Origin of the sequence: Geobacillus sp. C56-T3, assembly GCF_000092445.1 — a bacterium.
Lineage (GTDB): Bacteria > Bacillota > Bacilli > Bacillales > Anoxybacillaceae > Geobacillus > Geobacillus thermoleovorans.
Map to the genome: position 1 here is coordinate 1,372,109 of NC_014206.1, position 22,722 is coordinate 1,394,830.

At 54.5% G+C, this 22,722-nt stretch carries 28 protein-coding genes; 21 read left to right on the top strand and 7 right to left on the bottom strand.

Annotated features, from left to right (window positions below; genetic code table 11):
- Positions 1-225 precede the first annotated feature (225 nt).
- From panB to nth, 11 genes are all read left to right on the top strand, one after another.
- Positions 226-1,065 (top strand): 3-methyl-2-oxobutanoate hydroxymethyltransferase, encoded by an 840-nt coding sequence (gene panB, locus GC56T3_RS07015; RefSeq protein WP_011231664.1) that lies wholly within the window; start codon positions 226-228, stop codon positions 1,063-1,065.
- Complete coding sequence (gene panC, locus GC56T3_RS07020; protein ID WP_013144918.1) at positions 1,062-1,964, top strand: pantoate--beta-alanine ligase; 903 nt, start codon at positions 1,062-1,064, stop codon at positions 1,962-1,964. Before panB ends, panC begins: the two co-directional genes overlap by 4 nt.
- Positions 1,946-2,329, top strand: a complete 384-nt coding sequence (gene panD, locus GC56T3_RS07025) for an aspartate 1-decarboxylase (RefSeq protein WP_013144919.1) — start codon at positions 1,946-1,948, stop codon at positions 2,327-2,329. Before panC ends, panD begins: the two co-directional genes overlap by 19 nt.
- A gap of 47 nt (positions 2,330-2,376) precedes the next feature.
- Positions 2,377-5,106: an ATP-dependent DNA helicase DinG gene (dinG, locus tag GC56T3_RS07030; protein WP_013144920.1), complete on the top strand. Its 2,730-nt coding sequence runs from the start codon at positions 2,377-2,379 to the stop codon at positions 5,104-5,106.
- 334 nt (positions 5,107-5,440) lie between these two features.
- Entirely contained in the window at positions 5,441-5,611 is a 171-nt protein-coding gene (locus GC56T3_RS18470; protein ID WP_011231659.1) for a YpmA family protein, read from the top strand.
- A 5-nt stretch (positions 5,612-5,616) separates the two neighbouring features.
- Positions 5,617-6,093 (top strand): DUF5590 domain-containing protein, encoded by a 477-nt coding sequence (locus GC56T3_RS07045; RefSeq protein ID WP_013144922.1) that lies wholly within the window; start codon positions 5,617-5,619, stop codon positions 6,091-6,093.
- Between the two features lie 21 nt (positions 6,094-6,114).
- Entirely contained in the window at positions 6,115-7,296 is a 1,182-nt protein-coding gene (locus GC56T3_RS07050; RefSeq protein WP_013144923.1) for a pyridoxal phosphate-dependent aminotransferase, read from the top strand.
- 24 nt (positions 7,297-7,320) lie between these two features.
- Entirely contained in the window at positions 7,321-7,461 is a 141-nt protein-coding gene (locus tag GC56T3_RS19585; RefSeq protein ID WP_193568256.1) for a hypothetical protein, read from the top strand.
- 28 nt (positions 7,462-7,489) lie between these two features.
- A complete protein-coding gene (gene asnS / locus GC56T3_RS07055) occupies positions 7,490-8,818 on the top strand; it encodes an asparagine--tRNA ligase (protein ID WP_049775781.1) in 1,329 nt (442 codons plus the stop codon).
- A gap of 66 nt (positions 8,819-8,884) precedes the next feature.
- A complete protein-coding gene (locus GC56T3_RS07060) occupies positions 8,885-9,586 on the top strand; it encodes a DnaD domain-containing protein (RefSeq protein WP_013144925.1) in 702 nt (233 codons plus the stop codon).
- A 103-nt stretch (positions 9,587-9,689) separates the two neighbouring features.
- Positions 9,690-10,361 carry an endonuclease III gene (nth, locus tag GC56T3_RS07065; protein WP_013144926.1) on the top strand — a complete coding sequence of 224 codons (672 nt, stop codon included), beginning with the start codon at positions 9,690-9,692 and terminating at the stop codon, positions 10,359-10,361.
- Positions 10,362-10,464: 103 nt separating this feature from the next.
- On the opposite strand, the gene GC56T3_RS07070 is transcribed toward nth, so the two are convergent.
- Both GC56T3_RS07070 and recU read right to left on the bottom strand, forming a co-directional pair.
- Entirely contained in the window at positions 10,465-13,155 is a 2,691-nt protein-coding gene (locus tag GC56T3_RS07070; protein WP_013144927.1) for a penicillin-binding protein 1A, read from the bottom strand.
- 33 nt (positions 13,156-13,188) lie between these two features.
- Entirely contained in the window at positions 13,189-13,791 is a 603-nt protein-coding gene (gene recU / locus GC56T3_RS07075) for a Holliday junction resolvase RecU (RefSeq protein ID WP_011231652.1), read from the bottom strand.
- A gap of 224 nt (positions 13,792-14,015) precedes the next feature.
- Between recU and GC56T3_RS07080 the strand changes: the two genes are divergently transcribed.
- Entirely contained in the window at positions 14,016-14,258 is a 243-nt protein-coding gene (locus tag GC56T3_RS07080) for a hypothetical protein (protein ID WP_013144928.1), read from the top strand.
- 116 nt (positions 14,259-14,374) lie between these two features.
- Positions 14,375-14,758 (top strand): YppE family protein, encoded by a 384-nt coding sequence (locus GC56T3_RS07085; RefSeq protein ID WP_013144929.1) that lies wholly within the window; start codon positions 14,375-14,377, stop codon positions 14,756-14,758.
- Between the two features lie 293 nt (positions 14,759-15,051).
- On the opposite strand, the gene GC56T3_RS19590 is transcribed toward GC56T3_RS07085, so the two are convergent.
- Together GC56T3_RS19590 and GC56T3_RS07090 are read right to left on the bottom strand one after the other, a co-directional pair.
- Positions 15,052-15,222, bottom strand: a complete 171-nt coding sequence (locus tag GC56T3_RS19590; protein WP_013144930.1) for a hypothetical protein — start codon at positions 15,220-15,222, stop codon at positions 15,052-15,054.
- A gap of 118 nt (positions 15,223-15,340) precedes the next feature.
- Positions 15,341-15,541 carry a YppF family protein gene (locus GC56T3_RS07090; protein ID WP_011231648.1) on the bottom strand — a complete coding sequence of 67 codons (201 nt, stop codon included), beginning with the start codon at positions 15,539-15,541 and terminating at the stop codon, positions 15,341-15,343.
- A gap of 193 nt (positions 15,542-15,734) precedes the next feature.
- Here GC56T3_RS07090 and GC56T3_RS07095 point away from each other — a divergent pair, with 193 nt between their 5' ends.
- Positions 15,735-16,079, top strand: a complete 345-nt coding sequence (locus GC56T3_RS07095) for a YppG family protein (RefSeq protein WP_013144931.1) — start codon at positions 15,735-15,737, stop codon at positions 16,077-16,079.
- 83 nt (positions 16,080-16,162) lie between these two features.
- Here GC56T3_RS07095 and GC56T3_RS07100 read toward each other — a convergent pair whose 3' ends face one another.
- Both GC56T3_RS07100 and GC56T3_RS07105 read right to left on the bottom strand, forming a co-directional pair.
- Entirely contained in the window at positions 16,163-16,417 is a 255-nt protein-coding gene (locus GC56T3_RS07100; RefSeq protein ID WP_011231646.1) for a sigma-G-dependent sporulation-specific acid-soluble spore protein CsgA, read from the bottom strand.
- Entirely contained in the window at positions 16,417-16,602 is a 186-nt protein-coding gene (locus GC56T3_RS07105) for a hypothetical protein (protein ID WP_011231645.1), read from the bottom strand. Before GC56T3_RS07105 ends, GC56T3_RS07100 begins: the two co-directional genes overlap by 1 nt.
- A gap of 83 nt (positions 16,603-16,685) precedes the next feature.
- On the opposite strand from GC56T3_RS07105, the gene GC56T3_RS19595 reads away from it, so the two are divergent.
- Positions 16,686-16,850 (top strand): hypothetical protein, encoded by a 165-nt coding sequence (locus tag GC56T3_RS19595; RefSeq protein WP_013144932.1) that lies wholly within the window; start codon positions 16,686-16,688, stop codon positions 16,848-16,850.
- A gap of 115 nt (positions 16,851-16,965) precedes the next feature.
- On the opposite strand, the gene GC56T3_RS07110 is transcribed toward GC56T3_RS19595, so the two are convergent.
- Positions 16,966-17,430 carry an Hsp20/alpha crystallin family protein gene (locus GC56T3_RS07110; RefSeq protein WP_011231644.1) on the bottom strand — a complete coding sequence of 155 codons (465 nt, stop codon included), beginning with the start codon at positions 17,428-17,430 and terminating at the stop codon, positions 16,966-16,968.
- A 231-nt stretch (positions 17,431-17,661) separates the two neighbouring features.
- On the opposite strand from GC56T3_RS07110, the gene GC56T3_RS20140 reads away from it, so the two are divergent.
- The 6 genes from GC56T3_RS20140 (at position 17,662) to GC56T3_RS07130 (ending at position 22,584) form a co-directional block, all read left to right on the top strand.
- On the top strand, positions 17,662-17,784 hold the full coding sequence (locus GC56T3_RS20140; protein ID WP_013144933.1) for a hypothetical protein: 123 nt from the start codon (positions 17,662-17,664) through the stop codon (positions 17,782-17,784).
- 170 nt (positions 17,785-17,954) lie between these two features.
- Positions 17,955-18,629, top strand: a complete 675-nt coding sequence (locus GC56T3_RS07115; protein ID WP_013144934.1) for a response regulator transcription factor — start codon at positions 17,955-17,957, stop codon at positions 18,627-18,629.
- Positions 18,626-20,023 carry a HAMP domain-containing histidine kinase gene (locus GC56T3_RS07120; RefSeq protein ID WP_013144935.1) on the top strand — a complete coding sequence of 466 codons (1,398 nt, stop codon included), beginning with the start codon at positions 18,626-18,628 and terminating at the stop codon, positions 20,021-20,023. Before GC56T3_RS07115 ends, GC56T3_RS07120 begins: the two co-directional genes overlap by 4 nt.
- Positions 20,024-20,040: 17 nt before the next feature.
- Complete coding sequence (locus GC56T3_RS19600; protein WP_011231640.1) at positions 20,041-20,196, top strand: hypothetical protein; 156 nt, start codon at positions 20,041-20,043, stop codon at positions 20,194-20,196.
- 15 nt (positions 20,197-20,211) lie between these two features.
- On the top strand, positions 20,212-20,766 hold the full coding sequence (locus tag GC56T3_RS07125) for a glycerol-3-phosphate responsive antiterminator (protein ID WP_013144936.1): 555 nt from the start codon (positions 20,212-20,214) through the stop codon (positions 20,764-20,766).
- Positions 20,767-20,925: 159 nt separating this feature from the next.
- Positions 20,926-22,584, top strand: coding sequence for a glycerol-3-phosphate dehydrogenase/oxidase (locus GC56T3_RS07130; protein WP_013144937.1), 1,659 nt, complete (start codon positions 20,926-20,928; stop codon positions 22,582-22,584).
- Positions 22,585-22,722: the final 138 nt, after the last annotated feature.

Here is a 22,722-nt window from a genome sequence, read left to right on the forward strand (position 1 = left end):
AGCGAGGAAAAGGGCAGTATCTTTCGCAAGAAGAACTGCACCGAGGCCGACAGCACGAATAGGTGAAGGAAATGATCTGCCTTGATCCTTTTTTGAAGGACTAGGACAGAGGGATGAACGAAACCGACGGCGGTTTTATGGCGTCCTTCTTTCTCAAGGCGGGAAAGAAGAACGTTTTGTTTCGGGCGGTTCATCTCCTCTGCAGTCAAAGAGGAGGGAACGAAAATGAAAGCGAAAACCGATTTTTTCCACATGAAGCAGGCGGGTGAGCCGATCGTGATGGTGACCGCCTACGATTTTCCGTCCGCGAAGCTTGCCGAGCAAGCCGGCGTCGACATGATTTTGGTCGGCGATTCGCTCGGCATGGTTGTGCTCGGGTATGATTCAACGATCCCGGTGACGGTCGATGATATGATCCACCATACGAAGGCGGTTCGCCGCGGTGCGCCGAACACGTTTATTGTCACCGATATGCCGTTTATGTCGTACCATGCGTCCAAAGAAGAGGCGCTGCAAAACGCCCGCCGCATCATGCAAGAGTCAGGGGCGAACGCCGTTAAAGTCGAGGGGGCGGATGAAGTCGTCGACATGATTGCCGCGCTGACGAAAGCCGGCGTGCCGGTCGTTGCCCATCTCGGGTTGACGCCGCAATCGGTCGGCGTTCTTGGCGGCTATAAAGTGCAAGGCAAAGATGCCGAAAGTGCGAAAAAGCTGCTCGATGATGCGAAACAATGCGAGCAGGCGGGAGCGATCGCCCTTGTCTTAGAGTGTGTTCCGAAGCAGCTCGGGGCGGCCATGGCCCGGGAACTCACCATTCCCGTCATCGGCATCGGCGCCGGGGCGGAAGTCGACGGCCAAGTGCTCGTGTATCACGATTTGCTTGGCTACGGTGTCACCCGCGTGCCGAAGTTTGTGAAACAATACGCGTCCATCCAAGAGACGATCGTCGAGGCGTTAGCCAACTACGTCGCTGATGTCAAACTGCGCCAGTTCCCGGAGCCGGCGCACACGTTTACGATGAAGGAAGAAGAATGGGTGGCGCTTTACGGAGGAAAGCAAGGATGATCGTGATGGATCAGATTGCAGCGATGCAGGCGCTCATGCGCCAATATCGCCGTGAAGGAAAGACGATCGGGTTCGTTCCGACGATGGGCTATTTGCATGAAGGGCATACCTCCCTCATCGATCGGGCGCGCGCGGAAAACGACATCGTCGTCCTAAGCGTTTTCGTCAACCCGCTTCAGTTCGGACCGAACGAAGACTTTGCCCGTTATCCGCGCGATTTCGAGCGCGACCGGCGCATCGCCGAACAGCATGGAGTCGACGTCTTGTTCCATCCGGAAGCGGACGAGATGTATCCGGAGCCGCTTACCGTACGAGCGATCGTTCAAGCGCGCGCCGACGTGCTGTGCGGACGGTCGCGCCCCGGCCATTTTGACGGCGTGGCGACGGTGCTCATTAAGCTGTTCAACATTGTTATGCCCGACCGCGCGTACTTTGGGATGAAAGATGCCCAACAGGTGGCGGTCGTCGACGGCTTGATCCGCGATCTCAATTTTCCGATCGAGCTCGTGCCGGTGCCGACGGTCCGCGAGGCGGACGGGCTGGCGAAAAGCTCGCGCAACGTCTATTTGTCGCCGCAAGAACGGAATGAGGCGCCGGCGCTGTATGCAGCGCTTCAAGCAGCCGCTTCCGCCGTCGAACGAGGGGAGCGGAGCGCAACGGCCATCCGCCGGATGGTTAGAGAGCATATTGAAGCGCATACGCACGCTGAGATCGATTATGTCGAAGTATGTTCATATCCGGACTTGACGCCGCTTGAGACGCTCGCCGGGACAGTGCTGATCGCTGTCGCCGTCCGATTTGCGAGCGCCCGGTTGATCGACAATATCATGATTGAGTTGCCCAAAACCGGCGAACAAGGGGATGGAAAGGGGGAGCAAGCATGTTTCGCACGCTCATGAACGCCAAAATTCACCGCGCTCGTGTAACAGAGGCCAATCTCGATTACGTCGGCAGCATCACGATCGATGAAGATATTTTGGATGCCGTCGGCATTGTGGCTAATGAAAAAGTACAGGTAGTGAACAATAATAATGGAGCCCGTTTTGAAACATACGTCATCCCCGGCGAGCGCGGCAGCGGCGTCTTTTGCCTAAACGGCGCCGCCGCCCGCCTTGTGCAAAAAGGGGACGTTATTATCGTCATCTCATATGTGCTCGTTCCAGAGGAAAAAATCGCCGCCCATCGACCGAAAATCGCGATTATGGACGAAAACAACCGGATTGTGCAGCTCATCGCCGAAGAGCCGGCGCATACGGTTTTATGAGGGCAAAAAGGGGCTTTCCGCCCCTTTTCGTTTTGAGGTGATCGTTTATGGCAACGCGCTTTGTCATCATTGACTTGGAGACAACCGGAAATGGGCCGAAAAAAGGCGATCGGATCATCCAGCTCGGCATGGCGGTCGTCGAAGATGGCCTGATTGTCGAACGGTTTGCCAGCTTTTTTAACCCGGAACAGCCCATTCCGCTGTTCATTCAGCAGCTGACGAACATCAACGAACAGATGGTCGAAGGAGCGCCGCTGTTTGCTGACAAGGCGGGCGAGATCGCCGCCTTGATGCACGGTGCTTACTTTGTCGCCCATAACGTCGACTTTGATTTGCCGTTTTTGCAGGCCGAGCTTGAACGGGCTGGCTGGCCGCCGTTTGCCGGTCCGACGATCGATACGGTCGAGCTCGCCCGCATCGTGTTGCCGACTGCCGAAAGCTATAAGCTCGGCGATTTGGCGAGGCAGCTCGGCCTCCACCACGATCGTCCGCATCAAGCGGACAGCGATGCGGAAGTGACCGCCAAGCTGTTCATTGCCTTGCTCAAGCGGCTCTCCCGTCTGCCGCTTATGACGCTTGAGCAACTGCGCGGTCTTGCCCGCCACTTGAAAAGCGATATTTACTTGCTCCTTGATGCGGTCATCGCCAAAAAGCGGAACAAGGCGCCGGCCGACCGCGCTGTCGCCGTATACCGCGGCATTGCGTTGAAACAACCGGCGCCGGAGCCAGATGAGAGCGATCGGCGCCCCGCTTTGGCTTCGTTCGCTGCCTTTTGCGAACAGGAGCCGCCCCTTCCGCTTCCCGGCTACAAGCGGCGCGCGGGGCAGTGGGAGATGATGCGGCTCGTTTATGAGGCGCTGTCGACGTCCCAGCACGCGCTCATTGAAGCAGGGACCGGACTTGGCAAATCGCTCGCCTATTTGATTCCCGCTGCTTTTTTTGCCTGTGAGCAGCAAGAGCGGGTCGTCATCAGCACGCATACCCTCCAGCTGCAGGAGCAGCTCATTCGCCGCGATTGGCCGGTATTGCGGCAAATCGCGCCGTTTCCGCTCCGCGTTGCCGTTTTGAAAGGAAAGCAAAATTACTTATCCCTTGACAAGTTCGCTTCGTTTTTGTCGGAGCCGTCTGACACGTACGATGCGGCGCTCTTGAAATGCCAGGTGCTCGTTTGGCTGCTTGAGACCGACAGCGGCGACTTGGACGAATTGAATGTGTCATCCGGCGCCCGTCTCCTATTGTCCGCGCTTGCCATCGGCGAAGAGGAAGACGGCGGGCGGCATCATTTTTTCGCCCGGGCGAAAGAGCGCTCCGAACGGGCGGATGTGGTCATTACCAACCATGCGCTTTTGCTTCATGATTTGACCGGCCCGGCGCCGCTTTTGCCGCCGTTTCGCCATTTGATCATCGATGAGGCGCATCGGCTTGAAGATGCCGCCGCCCGGTGTTTTGGCGAGCAGATTGGCTATGTGTCGTTTCGCCTGCTGACCGCCAAAATCGCGCAGACGATCGCGAAATGGCAAGAAGCAGAACAGGACGCACCGAATGGGGCTCTTGTCCGTTGCCAGCAGCGCCTTGAGGAGCTGCAGTTTGAAGGGGACGAGCTGTTCCGCCTGTTGCGCCGCTATGCGTTGGACAAAAAGCCAGCTCGCGCTGGACGTTGCCGCTATCGCTTTTCGCCGACGGACGAACAGAGCCGGGCGTGGCAGGCGGCGGTGGAGTTATGCTGGCGCCTGCGCGATTTGGCGGCGGCGCTATCCGCTGAAGCGAAGCCGCTTCTATCCGCTGATACGAGTGGCGATTTCCCACCATCCGCCTTGCTGTCGGCTGATTTGGCGGCTCTCAACCGGCAAATGGCTGCGCTTGTGCGTTTGCTGACCGAAAAGGAGCCGGGTGTCGTCCGGTGGATCGAAGCGGACGAAAAAGGGGCGGCGAACGCTGTCCGCCTTTACTCGCAGCCGGTTGACCTTGCTGACTTTTTCGCCGATCAACTGTTTATGAAAAAACGGAGCGTCGTTTTGACGTCGGCGACGCTCACTGTCCGCGGCCGGTTCACGTATATGGCGGCCCGTCTCGGTCTTGAGGATTTTTATCCACTTTGCCGCTCGTTTCCGCCGCCGTTTCGTTACGAGGAGCAGGCCGCGCTCTTCGTGCCGGCGGACATGCCGCTCGTTTCTGCCGTGCCGCTTGAAGATTACGCCGAAGCGGTCGCCGCTTCGGTGCTTGCGATCGCCCGACGCCTCGGACGGCGGGTGCTTGTGTTGTTCCCTTCGTATGAACTGTTGAAACTGACGGTTGATGCGTTGAAGACGGAGGAAGAAGGCGAGCCGTTTGTTTTGATCGCTCAAGGGGTGCAAAGCGGCAGTCCGGCAAAGCTCTTGCGGACGTTTTTGCAGTTTGAGCATGCGGTGTTGTTTGGGACGAGCAGCTTTTGGGAAGGGGTCGATCTGCCAGGTTCAGCGCTCGATGTGCTTGTCATCGCCCGCTTGCCGTTTGCGCCCCCGGACGATCCCGTGATGGAGGCAAAAAGCGAGCGCATTCGCCTAGAAGGCGGCGATCCGTTTTCCGAGCTGGCGCTTCCTGAGGCGGTGCTTCGTTTTAAGCAAGGGTTTGGCCGCCTCATTCGCACTGAAGACGACAAAGGAGCCGTATTTGTGCTGGATCGGCGGCTGATGGCTTCCCCGTACGGCGCGGATTTTCTCGCTTCCTTGCCGCCGCTTTCGGTGCATGAAGGCGCGCTTTCTGAGCTGCTCGACAAGGCGGAAACTTGGCTTTCTTAAAGCGCGCTTTATTTCTCATAAAGATGGACGAAACGGCGCAATCTAAAGGTGTCAGGCGGCAAAAAACCCCGCATGAAGCGGGGGGAAAGAAGCAAATTGGCGTTGACGGTGTAGGCGGGCAAATTTGTTATGAAATGATCGGACAAACCTGCTATAATAGGGAAGAAGCACAACTGCGATGACAGTTTGCGCCTTGCCGTTTGGCTTTGTCGGCTTGGCCGCAGAGGTGCGAAGAAGCACGCCTTTTGTCACCTTCGCTGTATTTGTATTGTTGCCGGAGCCGCCGGCGTGTATAAGTAACAAAATTTGCGCCGTACAGGAGGAAACGACGAAAATGGAAAGCAAAATCGAAGTGCTCGCTACCGTCAAAGTTCAGCACTCCGACGACTTGTACAAAATTGTCGACTGCTTGAACCGAACGCTAAAGCGCGACAATTTGATGTTTGGCCTTGCCTTGGATGAAAACGACAAGCGCCAGGCCATCTTTACGATTTATCGGACGTGATCACGATGAAAAAGTGGGGTTGGTTCACTCTGCTTTTTTTTGGATTCCTCATTTGGCAGGCATGGTCGATTTATGACGAGGCGATGGCGCCCAAACGGCTGATGGTGGAACATGCGTTGGCGCGGGCGAAGGAAGCCGCCGGGCTTGCTGATGTGAAGAAAGTCTATACATATTATGGCGACGAAGCGTGCACCGTATTCATCGGAAGAACAAAACAAGGGAAAGCGGTCGTCGTTTGGGTGCCTGAAAAAGAGGAGAATGTCGTCGTCAAGGGCGTGGACAGCGGCATCAGCGAGGCGGAAGCGCGCGCCATTTTGCAGCGCGACCGCCGACCGCGGCGCATCATCGACGCGACGCTTGGCATGGAAAAAGGCGTGCCTCTTTGGGAGTTGACATATATTGATGCGGAAGGAAGGTATTCGTTTTATTACCTTCACTTTGCGGATGGGGCCTTCCTGAAGAGGTACAGTTTTCAACAGTGAGGACGTGAGGGGGAAGAAGCGATGAAACTGGCAAAACGGGTGGCGTCGCTGACGCCATCGGCGACATTGGCCATTACGGCGAAAGCAAAGGAACTGAAAGCGGCCGGATACGACGTGATCGGCCTTGGGGCCGGCGAACCGGATTTCAACACGCCCCAGCACATTATCGCGGCGGCCATCAAGGCGATGAATGAAGGGCATACGAAATATACGCCATCAGGCGGGCTGCCGGCGCTGAAAGAGGAAATCATCAAAAAGTTTGCCCGCGATCAAGGGCTTTCGTACGAGCCGGCGGAAATCATCGTCTGTGTCGGGGCGAAGCATGCGCTTTATACGCTCTTTCAAGTGCTGCTTGATGAAGGCGATGAGGTCATCATTCCGACGCCGTATTGGGTGAGCTACCCGGAACAAGTGAAGCTGGCTGGCGGCGTTCCGGTTTACGTTGAAGGGCTGGAAGAAAACGACTTTAAAATGACGCCGGATCAGCTGAAACAGGCGATTACCCCGAAGACGAAGGCGGTTATTATCAACTCCCCGAGCAATCCGACCGGCATGATTTATACGGCCGAGGAGCTGAAAGCGCTCGGGGAAGTATGCTTGGCGCATGGCGTGTTGATCGTTTCGGACGAAATTTATGAAAAATTGATTTACGGCGGGGCGAAACATGTGTCGATCGCCGAACTGTCGCCGGAGCTGAAGGAGCAGACGATCATCATCAACGGCGTATCGAAATCGCACTCGATGACAGGGTGGCGCATCGGCTACGCGGCTGGACCGAAAGACATCATTCAAGCGATGACCGATTTAGCAAGCCATAGCACATCGAATCCGACATCGATCGCTCAATATGCGGCCATTGCCGCCTACAGCGGGCCGCAGGAGCCGGTCGAACAAATGCGCCAAGCGTTTGAAAAGCGGCTTGACATCATTTATGACAAGCTTGTGCAAATTCCAGGCTTCACCTGCATCAAACCGCAAGGAGCGTTTTATTTGTTCCCGAACGCCCGAAAGGCGGCGGATATGGCCGGATGCCGCACGGTCGACGAGTTCGTCGCCGTCTTGTTGGAGGAAGCGAAAGTCGCGCTTGTGCCTGGTTCTGGGTTTGGGGCGCCGGATTACGTCCGCTTGTCGTACGCGACCTCGCTTGAGGCGCTCGAGACAGCGATCGAGCGCATCCGCCGGTTTATGGAGGCGCGGGCCTAAGGCGCTTTGCGCCAAGGTGTCAGAGTGGAAAGAAAAGGGCGGCTTTGTTTGGCGCAAAGCCGCTTTTTCCGCGTCGGTCTGTCGGCTGGCTCCAGGCGGCTGCGCCGAAGGGCGATTGGTGGGGGCAGCATCGTTTTGCGCTGCTTTGGCTGGTCGTTGCCGTGACGCCGACGGAACGGTATAATAGCAAATGATGGACGTGTCGATTATTGGAGGGAATCAGTGCGTGAAAACGACGACGATTGCGGAAGTGAATCAATACGTAGGACAACAAGTGACGATCGGCGCTTGGCTCGCGAACAAGCGCTCAAGCGGGAAAATCGTCTTTTTGCAGCTGCGCGACGGCACTGGCTTTATTCAAGGCGTCGCCGAAAAGGCGAACGTCTCGGAAGAGGTGTTTCAACGCGCAAAAACATTGACGCAAGAAACGTCGCTCTATGTGACGGGCACGGTGCGCATCGACGAGCGCTCCCCATTTGGCTATGAGCTGTCGGTTGCCGATTTGCAAGTCATTCAAGAAGCAGTTGACTATCCGATTACGCCGAAAGAGCATGGCGTCGAATTTTTGATGGACCATCGCCACCTTTGGCTTCGGTCGCGGCGCCAGCACGCGATCATGAAAATTCGCAACGAAATCATCCGGGCGACGTATGAGTTTTTCAACGACCGCGGGTTTGTGAAAGTCGACGCCCCGATTTTGACTGGCAGCGCACCGGAAGGAACGACCGAACTGTTTCATACGAAATATTTTGATGAGGATGCCTATTTGTCGCAAAGCGGCCAGCTCTACATGGAAGCGGCGGCGATGGCGCTTGGCAAAGTGTTCTCATTCGGCCCGACGTTCCGCGCCGAAAAATCGAAAACACGCCGCCATTTGATCGAGTTTTGGATGGTGGAGCCGGAAATGGCGTTTTATGAGTTTGAAGACAATTTGCGTCTGCAAGAAGAGTACGTCTCCTACCTTGTGCAGTCGGTGCTCGAGCGCTGCCGGCTTGAACTCGGGCGGCTCGGGCGCGACGTGTCGAAGCTTGAGCTGGTCAAACCGCCGTTTCCGCGCCTAACGTATGATGAGGCGATCAAGCTGCTTCATGAAAAAGGATTGACCGACATCGAGTGGGGCGATGACTTCGGTGCGCCGCATGAGACGGCCATCGCCGAAAGTTTTGACAAACCGGTGTTCATCACCCACTATCCGACCTCTTTGAAGCCGTTTTATATGCAGCCGGACCCGAACCGCCCCGACGTTGTGCTATGCGCCGATTTGATTGCGCCGGAAGGATACGGGGAAATCATTGGCGGCTCGGAACGGATTCACGATTATGTGCTGCTCAAGCGCCGCCTTGAAGAGCACCATTTGCCGCTTGAAGCGTATGAATGGTATTTGGATTTGCGCAAATACGGTTCTGTGCCGCATTCAGGGTTCGGGCTCGGCTTGGAGCGCACCGTCGCTTGGATTTGCGGCGTCGAACATGTGCGCGAGACGATTCCGTTCCCGCGGCTGCTCAACCGGCTTTATCCGTAAAAACCCCCTGCAAAAAGGGGGTTTTTTCGCCGCCGTCATGTTATACTATAGTTGAGGTGCATCGGCATGGAAAAGAAAAAGGTGGCCGAATGGCTGGCGCAAGGAAGCATCGCCGTCCCGAAGCTGCTGCTTGGCCACTACAAGCAGCTTGGGTTGGGCGAGGGGGAGCTCGTCTTGCTTTTGCATATGCAGTCGTTTTTCGAAGAAGGCGTCTTGTTTCCGACGCCGGCCGAGCTGGCCGAAAGAATGACGGTCTCGGCAGCGGAATGCATGGAGATGGTGCGTCGGCTCTTGCAAAAAGGGATGATCGCGATTGAAGAGCATACGGATGAACAAGGCATTCGCAACGAAAAATATACGCTTGAACCGCTTTGGGAGAAGCTAGTGCATCATTTGTACACCCACGCGGCTCAACAGGGGGAACTCGGCCGGCAGGAGGAAGAGGAGAGCTTATACACCGTTTTTGAGCAGGAGTTTGGCCGCCCGCTCTCCCCGTTCGAGTGTGAAACGCTTGCGATGTGGATCGATCAAGACGGCCATGAGCCGGCCATCATTAAAGCGGCGCTGCGCGAAGCGGTGCTGTCGGGGAAGTTGAATTTCCGCTACATCGATCGCATCTTGTTTGAATGGAAAAAGAACGGCATTCGCACGATTGAACAGGCGCACGACTACGGCAAAAAGTTTCGCAAGCCGTCCTCCCGTTCGGCGAAACAGACGGCGGGAGAATTTAAACAGACGATCCCGTTTTTCAATTGGCTCGACTCGTAACGAGAGGCGCTGTCTCTCGTTTTTGTTTGTCCAAAAATGGCCAATCGAACCGGTAAAAGGCGTCGTTTTGTTCGGGCCAATATGGCAATAAGGAGGAGACGAGGTGCTGACAAAGCAACAAATCCGCTACTGTTTGGATGAGATGGCCAAAATGTTTCCGGATGCGCATTGCGAGCTGGTGCACCGCAATCCGTTTGAGCTGCTGATTGCGGTTGTTTTGTCGGCGCAATGCACCGATGCGCTCGTCAACAAGGTGACGAAACGGCTGTTTGAAAAATATCGGACGCCGCACGATTATATTGCGGTGCCGCTTGAGGAGCTCGAGCAAGATATCCGCTCAATCGGCTTATATCGGAACAAAGCGCGAAACATTCAAAAGCTGTGCGCGATGTTGATTGACAAGTACAACGGCGAAGTGCCGCGCGACCGCGATGAGTTGATGAAGCTGCCGGGCGTCGGGCGGAAGACGGCGAACGTCGTTGTGTCCGTTGCGTTCGGCGTGCCGGCCATCGCGGTTGATACACACGTCGAGCGCGTCAGCAAACGGCTCGGCTTTTGCCGCTGGGACGACTCGGTTTTGGAAGTCGAAAAGACGCTGATGAACATCATCCCAAAAGAAGAATGGTCGATCACCCACCACCGAATGATTTTTTTCGGCCGCTACCATTGCAAGGCGCAGTCTCCGCAATGTCCGTCATGTCCTCTTCTTCATTTATGCCGTGAAGGAAAAAAACGGATGCGAAAACGGGAGGAAAAAGCGGCAAATCAGAAGTGAACGGAGCCGTGAAAGGGCTTGGGGAAGAAGGGCCAGCAGCATGCCGGTCGGTCATGAAAAAACGGATGGCGCAAAAGCCATCCGTTTTTTGGGAATGCAACTGTTATGGACGGGTGCCAAGACCCGCTCCGGATCCGTTTTTTAACGGCGGGGAGACAGGCGGCGTTCCGCTGTTTGAGCCGGTGCCGCCGTTCGTACCATTCGTTTGGCCGCTGTTGTTTGTTCCTTGGTTGTTTGTTCCATTCGTTTGGCCATTGTTTGGGTTGGCCCCGCCGCTGTTGCCATTTTCTTGTCCGCCGCTTGCGCCGCCGTTTTGTTCATTGTTGTTTCCCTGACCGTTTTCGTTTCCGTTATTCCCGCTGTTGCCTTGATCGGTGCCGCCGTTTTGCCCGCCGCTGCCTTGGCTGTCATCCCCCGGTTGTTGTGGCGCGGGAGTTTGATCTTCTCCGCCGGGGACATGAACGCTGGCTATGGCCGGTTTGCTCATTCGTTCGCCGTCTTTTGCGTACACGGCGATTGTGTACGTCCATCCTGGCGTCGGATTGGAAATCGTGATCGAACGGTCTTTTGTGGTGATCGTATTCGTTTGACCTTGGCCATCTTTGACGCGCACCTCGAAGATCGTCTCATCGGTTTGCTCATCGTATGACCACGAAACCGAGATGGCGTTCGCCGCTTGGTCGTACACAGCGGTCAACCCTTTCACCGCCGGCAGTTCTTCCGGCACGTCGTTCGCCGTCTCCGTCGGCTCAGTGCCGCGCACGAACAATTCATACGTAATTTCGCTTTCCGGCGTGTATTTGCCGGCGAGCTTCGGCGGGTTTGTGCCTTTTTTGATCGGCAGCTTGACGACGCTGTCCGGCTGCTTGAATTCCCCACTGCCGTCATCGATATGGGACATTAAGTTTTTCAACAAGTATTTCGGGATTTTTTGTTCCTCTATACTAAGCTTTGCCGTGCTGCTTCGCTTGCTGAAGCCGACCCAAATGGCCGCCGTATAGTTTGGCGTATAGCCGACAATCCAGCTGTCCGGCACATCGTCTCTTTGGAGGCCAAATTTGGCGCCGTCTTCGCCGTAGTTTGTCGTTCCTGTTTTGCCCGCGAGCTCAAGCCCTGGGACATTAGCCAACACGCCGGTTCCGGAGCGGATGACCGTTTTCAGCACATCGGTGATCATATAAGCGGTATAGTCGTGCATCACCCGTTTCGGCTTTGGCTGCAAATCCATTTCCGTGCCGTCTGGGAAGACGATTTTCGTCACGGCATACGGCTTTGTGTAAATCCCGTTGTTGCCAAAGGCGGTGTAGGCCCCGGCCATTTGCAACGGTGACACATAGTTGGATACTCCCCCGATCGCATATGGCTCATATACTTCACTAAAGCCCATCCCAAGACGATTGGCAAACTCCATCGCCCGTTCTTTGCCGACGGCTTGGAACGTTTTTAACGCCGGGATGTTGCGTGATTTTGCCAGTGCCGTCCGCAAGGTGATCGGCCCCATATATCCCCCGCCGGCGTTGCGGATCGGCGTGCCGTCCGAATACGTATACGGCTCGTCAACAAGAATGTGCGCTGTTGACCATTTTAAATATTCGATCGCTGGACCGTAATCCAAAATCGGTTTGATCGTCGAACCGGGCTGTCCGACCGGTTTGATGGCGTAGTTGAAGCCAAATTCGACGTGGTCGCGGTGGCGACCGCCGCCTAACGCGCGAATGGCGCCTGTTTTTGTGTCGACGACGGCGATGCCGGATTGCAAATCCTTCTTATTGGTAAAGTATTTGTCAGAGTTTAATAGCTTTTCTACGTATGTTTGAACGTCTTGGTCGAGCGTTGTATAAATTTTCAGCCCATCTTCAAAGACGTTGACGTTCGCTTTGTCGGTCACTTCTTTGATCACTTCGTCAATGAAGGCGTCATACGGCACGGAGCTTTGCGATTTTTTCCGCTCAGCGAGCATCGACTGGATCGGCACTTGTTTCGCTTTTTCCGCTTCTTCCTGGCTGATAAAGCCATGTTTCGCCATGAGCGACAATACGGTATCGCGCCGTTTTTTCGCCGCCTCTGGATGGTCATACGGATTATACCGGTTTGGACTTTGCGGCATGCCGGCGAGCAAGGCCGCTTCTGGAAGAGTGAGCTTTTTCAAGTCTGTCTTGCCAAAATAATATTCGGCGGCGCGAGCGACGCCATAAATGCCGTCTGAATAATAAATTTTGTTCAAATACATTTCCAAAATTTCATGCTTCGAATATTTTTGTTCAAGCTGCAGCGCGAGCCATGCCTCTTGCGCTTTTCGCTTCAACGTTTTTTCTGACGACAAAAACGTCATTTTGACGACTTGCTGAGTGATCGTGCTGCCGCCTTCTGCACCAAATCCTTCCTTGATGTTGGCGAGGACGGCGCCAGCCAAGCGGACGACATCGATGCCGTGATGTTCATAAAAGCGGGCGTCTTCCGTTGCCAGCACGGCATCTTCAAGCACTTTGGGCACGTCTTTATACGAAATGTACGTCCGCTTGTAGCCGCCAAGTTCGGCGACTTTCTTCCCATTCATATCGTACACGATGGAAGAGAGCGGGTCTTTAATTTTCGCCTCATCAAGCGGGGGAGCGTCCTTGACGAAGTAGGCGAACGCCGCCACGCCGCCGACAGCGGCGATCACGATGATGAACAATATCGCAATGGCGACTGTTTTCAGCCACGCGATCCCTTTTTTCGTTTTCGCTTTCTTCTGTTTCGTTTGTTTCGCTGCCTGCTTTCGTTCTACGCGAGAACGATATTCACCAGACATAAGCAAATCCTGCCTTTCTTACAAGTTTTCACTTCAACGGGTGAAGTACACGTTGTCTACTACACTAATATAATCAATTCTCGGCTGGTAGCCAAGCGGAATGGAATGTCCATGCCGTTCGATCTCTTGTTTCGGAATCGACTTTCGTCCGCCGGCTTCCTGTTTGTTCCACCAAGCGATCAAATGAGAGGCGTCAAGCAAATACGTTTCATTGAGCAAAGAAAAACGCAAAATCGCAAAACAAATGCCGCCGTGGGCGACGACTTGCTCCATATGGCGGATTTGATGAGCGTGGAAATTTTTCAGCGGAAACGCCGTTTTGTTTTTTGTCTCTTTCGCCTCAAAGTCGATGTACTTGCCGCGGTACACACCGTTGTAGTCGGTCGTCGACGCTTGCCGGAAGTAGGCTTCGGTAATGACGGCGGCGCTCCGTTTCGGATAGTCGACGCGCACGATTTGCACCGGGGTCGGCTTTTTATGGATGACAGCGATGCCGCGTTCCCGGTAATATTCATTCGTCGCGTTTAAGTCGTCTTCGAGCGTCATGCCGCGATTGGCATAATCGGCCGCCGGCCGGCGCGCGGCGTTCGGCTTGTTTCCGCGATACTCTTTTCCGCTCGGGTATTTGAGTGCCATCGCGTTCATCTCCTTTGAATGGTTTTTATTATACCATACGCTCCGGTCATATGCGCTCTTTTTCTTTTCCTCCTTTCGACTGAAGGCAAGCGAAGGAGGTCAATGTCGAATGGCGGCTGCTTGCCACTTTCTTTGCCGAATTCGTTCTACTTTTGTCGCCGCAGCAGGAGTCGTCCTTCCCGCCGCGAATGGAATATCATCATGCGAGAAATGGGGGAGAGGGAATGGAAAAACGGCTCGTGAAAAAAGAGGAGATCGAAAAGCAGCTGCAGGAAATTGTTGCACTCATCGAGCAGGTCGATGCGAAAATGGAAAAAGTGATCGCCGATGTCATCGAAGAGCGTTATGCGCAAAATCAAGCGCAGCTCGGGCGCCTTGAAGGGCAGATCGCCGGCGTGGAACAGCGGCTTGAGAAGGAGAAGCAGAGCGCTGCACTTCCGCTTTCGTCGAAATTGTATTTCGTGTAAGCCGGCCGATATGGTATCATCAAACAGAAGCGCATCGCGGCAAAACGCATCCGTTCTCCGGGCCATAGGGCACATGGGCAAACCGGATTTGCCGGCATGGATAAGGAGGAGGCGCCATGGAAAAAGAGCTTAAGGCGTTGACGAAGCGGCTGCAACAATACAACGAACAGTTGCTTTTGATCGCCCGGCGCGCCCGCGAGCGGAACGAGGAGCCGGATTTTTTTGGCGACGTGAAACCGATGGCCGAAGAGGTGCAGGCCGTTGCCGAACGGTGGAAGGACGCCGCTTCCCGCTGGGTCCGCCATGCGCGGCCGAAATATGTCCATGAGCGGCAAATTGAGGCCGCCGCCGACCATATGGCGAAGCTGTGCGTTGAGGCATTTTATCCATCCGTTCCTGAGCGCCGCATCAAGCAATACAGCCAGGCCGTCGCTTATACGCTGGCGCTTGTCAAGGAACGGCTTGACGACACGAGCGAAGCAGGCAAGGAGAGGCTTTGACGGGGCAGGAGAAAGCGGCCGCACGGAAAAAGGGGCTGACCCAAAACGCGAGTGCGTTTTGGGTCCTCCCGTTTTTGTTTTATCATCCTGAAACGAGAAGACCCCCACTTCCACGTGTGAGCGTAAGTGGGGGATGAATCGGTATTGGTCATCGCTCTTCCTCTTGCTTCCACAGAACAGAAGGTGTAAAGAACCGTGGGACGCACGGGGATGGCCTTGGTGGACAGCCTGCCGTGGGGCAGGTGTTCCCAAGAATCTCCCACCTCAAAGCTCAAGCGTAGGTGGGAGAGCGTTCAAGTGTCTTTGCCTGTTGTGATCGAGACAGGGCCGCCTTCTGCAGTAGCGACGGTGTTGATCTCGTATTCGACCCGCTCCGTATGCTTGGGCGGCGCTGGTTTTCCATGTTTCGGCTTTTCATGGTCATGGCCTTTCAATTTATGGTTAAAGTGGACGCCTCGACCCATCGCCAATCCCCCCTTGTACGACAATTCCTCTTGCCTCTTTAGGGTGGGAAGAAACATCGTTTTTTATGCGTCTTGAGGAACAGGGGCAAAAAAAGAAGGGAAAAGCTCCCTCATCGTCCTACAGCCCAGCGTATTCCCCTGCTTCATCCGGCTGAGAGGCGCCGGCTTTTTCGAGCTCACGCACGAGATCGCGGTACTCGGCGAGCGAAATTTCCCCGCGCAAATACAGACGGCGGGCAAAATCAAGCAGTTCGTTCGCCTCAGCCGGTTCGCAATGTTTGACCGCCATAAACTTATGCTTTAACTCCGTCACGTTCATTGATGCTTTTCCCCCTTCCCCCTTTTTTACATCGTACCATGAAAATAGGAAGAAAGAATGATTTCGGAAAATTAAAACTTCCGACAAGAGGTGACATGTCCGCACACGTCGTCAGGCGTTTGCACATATACTAGTGGCAGCTCGCCTCCTTAGCCTAGGGGGAATCGATTATCAAACATGGGGGAGAGGAGACATGCACCGTTATCCGCGCCCAGTTTCGCCGCCGGTTTATGGACCATACGGCTCAGGCGGCCATTATAGTCCTTATTTTCACTATGGGGTTTCATCCTTCCCATCGGCGCCGGTTCACTGGCCTCATCTTCCGTCCGGCCATGCCGCGCCTCCCTCGTATCCGATGCCGTATCCAAAGCCAGGACCGCTTTTGCCGCCGCCGCGCCCGTCGTTTCTCGCCCAGTTTAAAAACAGCGACGGAACGTACGATATCAACAAAATGATGAGTACCGTGGGGCAAATGATCAATACGGTCAATCAAGTGAATGGCGTGTTGAAAGGGTTGCTCGGTACGTTTAAAAAATGAAACCGCGTCATGGCGCGACGGTCGAGCGCGCTTGAAAAAGGGAAACCGCTCCGCCGTTTGCACGGGGAGCGGTTTTCACGTTGTCAAATGAGCAACTCATACACTTCATTGAGCTGATACACGCGCTCATAATCGCGCTCATCCATCGCATAGCGGATTTCATGGGGCAAAATGCGGTCCAAAAAGGCGCTTTCTTCTTGCGTCAAGTCGCGGACAAATTCCCCTTCGCCTCGGTATGGTTTGCTGATCAGTTTTTTGTAAATGCGTTTTGGGGTGTCGCCGTGGTGATCCAAATAGTTGGACAGCACTTCGCGCAAGTAAGCGAGTGTTTGTTCCATCATCGTCCGCCCCCTTCAAAAAAAGAGACAAACTCTTTGCTTGTGTTTGTGCGGCCTTGGACGTACGGATTTTCTTCCGTCACGCGGTCCGGGTCGAGGTTTGTTTTGATGACAAGCATCGGCTCATCCGACGGCTCGTTGATCAGTCGGTCGTTCAATTGTTTGAAATCGGGCAGTTTCGCCATTCGTTTTGCACCTCCTATCAGTAGCGTAGCTTGTCAGCCGAGAAAGTATGTATGCATCGTTTTGACCGCGGCAAGGCAAGCAAATGGCAAACAATAAGGGGGTGATGGCGGTGACAGACTGCAACGACAACTGGAAGCGGAAAAACAAATACACGAACAACCGTGAGGAAATCGCCAACGAATGGGTGATCAAAAAAGGAAAGCCGGAAGAGGGCGAACGTTCCGGAAATTCACTCCATAAACAATAGAAGATGGACAAGAAACAAGCCGCTCCCCATGCAGGGAACGGCTTGTTTCACGCCCAAGCGCGGCGCTGGCCGTTGCCAAAATGGTTTTTGAACGCATACACAGGCTGGATCGTCTTCAATCGATATCGATATATTTCCGTTTTTGCGGCAGCTGGATGGTGAGCGTCCCATTTTGAAACGAGGCTTTCACCTCATGCTCAGCGACCGGATACGGAAACGGAATCAGCCGCGCCACGCGCCGCCGTGCGTGGCGGCGTTCGTATACATGGCCGTGATGATCTGCCGATTCAATTGTTTCATTGTGATCGACGATCAGCTGCAGCCCATCTTCCTGCCATTGCAAGCTGATTTGTTCCCTTTTGATGTCAGGCAGCCGGACAATGATTTGGTAATCGTGCTTCGTCTCTTTCACCTCGATCGGAATGTACGCGGCAGCAAACGTTTGTGCGAAATAGTCATCGAGCGTTTCAAACAGTTTTTGCAGCGGCCGTTCATCAAACCATTGATTCATCATTTTCCGCAAATGATGGAACGGGTGATGGCCTCCCCCATTGGCTGGTGGTTGAAACGATTCATTCATTGCGCTTCCCTCCCTTTTTTCAAAACAGCGAAATGACTCTGTCGGGATGCTGCCGATTGGCAAGGCGATTCACTGTCAATGTATGTACGGAGCGAAAAAAAAGCTACTCCGTACTTTTTTAGGGAGTTTTCATCTTGTTTTAACCCAGATGGAATATAATGACACCACCATCCATGAGATGCACATCAATAACGCTGTCGGTTGCCCGGCGGCGGGAGGAGGGATGGCGCGATGCATTGGGTTCATTGGCTGGTGACATTGTTTTTTTCTGGAACAGCCGTGTCGCTTCTTTCTTATCAAGTGTTTGAAATCGTTCAAGCCTTTGTTGATTGGATCGTTGACCGCCACTCATAAACAGCTGCCTGCGCCGCTTTTTGCCGATTCATTTTTGAGGGCGTCCCTAACAGGCGCCCCATTCCTTTTTTGACTGCTGGCTGCCCGTTGGCGGTGGACGATTTGTTGTGTATAGTTAAAGATGTATAAAGGTGGAAGCAGCAACAGCCGCAAGAGAGGAGGAGCAACTGATGAACGGACGTATTTTATTGATTGAAGATGAAGCCGGGCTCGCCCGGTTTTTGGAGCTTGACTTAAAGCACGAAGGCTTTGACGTGCATGTATGCGCCGATGGACGCGAAGGGCTCGAGCTCGCTCTTTCGGAGCAGTGGGATCTCATTTTGCTTGATGTGATGCTGCCTAGTCTCAATGGCATGGAAGTATGCCGCCGCATCCGGGCGGCGAAATCGACGCCGATCATGATGATCACAGCGCGCGACAGCGTGTTTGACCGCGTCATGGGGCTCGATAACGGGGCCGATGACTACATCGTCAAACCGTTTGCCATTGAAGAGCTGCTCGCCCGCATCCGCGCCTTGTTCCGCCGCGTTCATCCGGAAGCGAACGCCCAAGTGTTGACGTTTAAAGATTTAGTCGTTGACGTGCAGGCGCGCACCGTGAAAAAAGGAGACGAATTTATTGAGCTGACGAAGCGGGAATACGACTTGCTCGTCGCCTTTATGCAAAACATCAATGTCGTCTTGACGCGTGATGCGCTGCTTGACAAAGTGTGGGGATTTGACGCCGAAGTCGAGACGAACGTCGTCGATGTGTATGTCCGCTACTTGCGGCAAAAGCTTGACGAACACGATAAAGAGCGGTATATCCAAACGGTGCGCGGCACGGGATATGTGATGCGGCCATGAAGAGGGAGGCGATTCGCCGGCTTTCGCTGAAAGGGAAGCTGACCGTTTTGTCTGCCGGGGCGATTTTCGTTACGTATTTTGTGTTTACGTTTTTGCAATACCATATGGTCAAACAATGGCTGCTGAAGGAAGAAGAAAAAACGATGGAACAAACGGTGGCGGAAATTGAAACATATTACGCGGAAAAACGTAATCTATCGTGGGAGGAAATTCGCCGCAGCCGCGCGTTTTTGGAAAGGTTGAATGAACGATACCAACTCATTCGCGTCACGGATGAGAAAGGAAACGTCATCGTCTCCGTTTCAAATGGGGCAGCGGTGTCGCTATCGCCGAGCGAGATGCCCGACAAGCGGAAAATGGATGAGCATTTCATCAACAATGAACGGTTTTTGCTGCTCCGTCAGCCGATTCATATCGGCAACTTGCATGGAACGATCGAAATCGCCCGTCGGCTGGCGAGGTTTCAACAGGTGACCAACACGCTCTTTCTCATCATGACGGCGATCGGCTTTTTGGCCATGGCGGCAAGCGCTGTCGCCGGCCGATTCGTGGCGCAAAGCTTCGTCCGGCCGTTGCAAACGCTGGCCAAAACGATGGCGGACATTCAAAACAACGGGCTGAAACGGCGCATGGATGTGCCTCCGGCGCGCGATGAAATCGCGGAACTGATGGTGATGTTCAACGGCATGATGGATGAAATTGAGCGGTCGTTCGCCATGCAGCGGCAATTTGTCGAGGATGCGTCCCATGAACTGCGCACGCCGCTCGCCATTTTGCAAGGCCATCTTTCGTTGCTGCAGCGATGGGGAAAGCACAATCCAGAGATTTTAGAAGAATCGCTCGAGGCGGCGGTGAAAGAAGCGGAGCGGCTGAAGCGGCTCGTTCTCGAGCTTCTTGACTTGTCGCGCGCCGAGGCGATCACGGTGCCGGATGAGGTCGCGCCGATGGATGCCGCGGCGGCTGTCGGACAAGTCGTCAAAAATTTCCGCGTCTTGCACCCGGACTTCCAATTTCTGATTGACCAGCCGGATAAGCCGATTGCGCGCGCGGCGATGGCGAAGCATCATTTTGAACAATTGCTGTTCATTTTGCTTGACAATGCGGTAAAATATTCTCAGCGAGTGAAACAAATCGCGATTTCCTTGCGCGAGGAAGGGCCGTTTGTCATCGTGTCCATCCGTGATTATGGCATTGGCATCCCAAAAGAGGAGCTGAAAAACGTCTTTTTGCGCTTTTACCGCGTCGACAAGGCGCGCAGCCGCGAACAAGGCGGCGCCGGGCTCGGCCTTTCGATTGCCAAGGAGATCATCGATAAGTACGGCGGGCAAATTGCGTTGGAAAGCGAAGTTGGGAAAGGAACGACGGTGGAGCTCGCCATTCCGAAAGCGGAATAGGAGAGGAGCGTGAGGCAATGGGACATCCCCATGAGGAAGAGGCGGCAAGCAAAAAAGTGATTCATCACCTCGTTGAAAAATTCCGCAAGCGCGGGGTGAAAATCGCGACATGCAAACCGCGGACGATGATGTCACTGTCATGCTTAGATGAGATCGACAAAATGAGAGGATGAATCGAAGAAAAGAAAATGGAAGCGAAACAGCGCATCATTCCGGCCATTAAAACGATGAAGCAATTTGACGCCTTTTTGTCAAGCGGTTACACGGTCGGCGTGTTGCTTGAGGTGCATATTGCCCAGTTAAAAAGCATCTTTGCCTATGCGCGCCGGCATGGCAAGGAGTTGATCATTCACGTCGACTTGGTGCAAGGGCTGAGTCATGATGAACATGCGGCGGAATACCTTTGCCAAGAGTTCCGCCCTCATGGCCTCATTTCCACGAAAGCGGGCGTCATTATGAAGGCGCGTCAAAAACGCGTCTTGGCCGTGCAACGCATCTTTTTGCTCGATTCCCACGCTTTAGAGAAAAGCTACCAGCTGATCGCCAAAACGAATCCGGATTGCATTGAAGTCATCCCGGGCGCCATGCCGCACATCATCCGCGAAGTGAAAGAACGGACCGGAAAACCGATTTACGCCGGTGGGCTCATCCGCACGGTCGATGATGTCGAGCGGGCGCTTGCAGCTGGGGCGGCGGCGGTGACCACGTCCAACGAAACATTATGGCGCCACTACAATGGATAATGCGTTGAGCTGGTCAAATCGGCCGCAATCTGCTACAATAAAGGTAACAAGTTAATCATCAGTCAGGAGACAGGGAGAGACCATGCATGCATGGTAGGCGAAAGGCTTATCGTGTTTGCAATGGTCTCTTTTTGTCTTTTTCAAAAGGAGGAATCACGCATGGCGTTCTCAAGCAAACATCGGAGCGATGTTCTTCAAGCGATGAGCGAAAAACAATATGATCTTCTGATCATCGGTGGAGGGATCACCGGCTCTGGCATCGCCCTTGATGCCATCTCCCGCGGCATGACGGTCGCGCTTGTCGAGATGCAAGATTTTGCCGCCGGCACGTCAAGCCGGTCGACGAAGCTCGTTCACGGCGGCTTGCGCTACTTGAAGCAGTTCGAGGTGAAGCTTGTCGCGGAAGTCGGGCGCGAACGGGCGATTGTGTATGAAAACGGCCCGCACGTCACCACACCGGAGTGGATGCTGTTGCCCATTTACCGCGGCGGGACGTTCGGCAAATGGAGCACGTCGATCGGCCTTTGGCTGTATGACCGGCTGGCTGGCGTCAAGCAAAGCGAGCGGCGCACGATGCTTGATGCCCGGCAGACGTTGGAAAAAGAGCCGCTCTTAAAGCGCGACGGCCTGATCGGCGGCGGCTATTACGTCGAGTATCGGACCGACGATGCCCGCTTGACGATCGAAGTGATCAAAAAAGCGGTCGAGCTTGGCGTCGACGCCGTCAACTATGTAAAAGCCGAACAGTTTTTGTATGACGAGCGCGGCCGCATCACCGGCGCCCGCTGCCGCGACCTGCTCGGCGGACGAGTGTATGACATCCGCGCCAAAAAAGTCGTCAATGCCGCCGGACCGTGGGTTGATGCGCTGCGCGACAAAGACGGTTCGAAAACCGGCAAACGCCTCCAACTGACCAAAGGCGTCCACATCGTCATCGATCAAAAGCGTTTTCCGCTCAAGCAGGCGGTCTATTTTGACACCCCGGACGGCCGGATGGTGTTTGCCATTCCGCGGGATGGGAAAACGTATGTCGGCACGACCGATACATTTTATGACGATGACCCCGCTCATCCGGCCATGACCGAAGAAGACCGTGATTACTTATTGCAGGCGATTCACTACATGTTCCCGTCCGTCGGCGTCACTGCCGACGATGTCGAGTCGAGCTGGGCTGGCGTCCGTCCGCTCATTTATGAAGAAGGGAAAGACCCGTCGAAAATTTCCCGCAAAGACGAAATTTGGACATCGCCATCCGGCCTCATTACGATCGCCGGCGGCAAACTGACCGGCTACCGGAAAATGGCGGAAACCGTCGTCGACCTCGTCGCTAAGCAGCTCGAAAAAGAAGAGCGGAAAACGTTCCGTCCATGCCAGACGAAACAATTGCCGATCTCCGGCGGCGATGTCGGCGGCTCGCACCGCCTCCCTGCCTTTATCGCCGAAAAAGCGGAAGAAGCGGTGCGCTATGGATTGACGAAAGAAGCGGGAGCGCGGCTGGCGAGACAATACGGCACAAATGTCGACCGCCTCTTTGCTTTAAGCCAGCAATACGACCGTTCATCCGGTCTGACGCGTGAAACGTTCATCCGCCTCGTCTACGCCATTGAGGAAGAAATGGCGGCCAAACCAGTCGACTACTTCATCCGCCGCACCGGAGCGCTGTTGTTTGATATTGATTCTGTCCGGCGTGAGAAAGAGGAGGTCATGGCGTTTATGGCGCGGTATTTGGGGTGGACGGGGGAAGAGCGGGACGTGTATGAGAAAGAACTCGACAAGGAACTGCGGCGTGCGGTGTTGGGGGAGGAAGGAGAGGAGTGAATGATCCTTTGAAGGAAATGATGAGCGCCTGAATCCAGGGCGCTTTTTTGATGGATTTTTTCGTAAAAATTAAGTAAAATTTAAACAAAAACAAAGCGGGGGAAGAGAATGTCAGTTGCATACAATCCGCAAACGAAG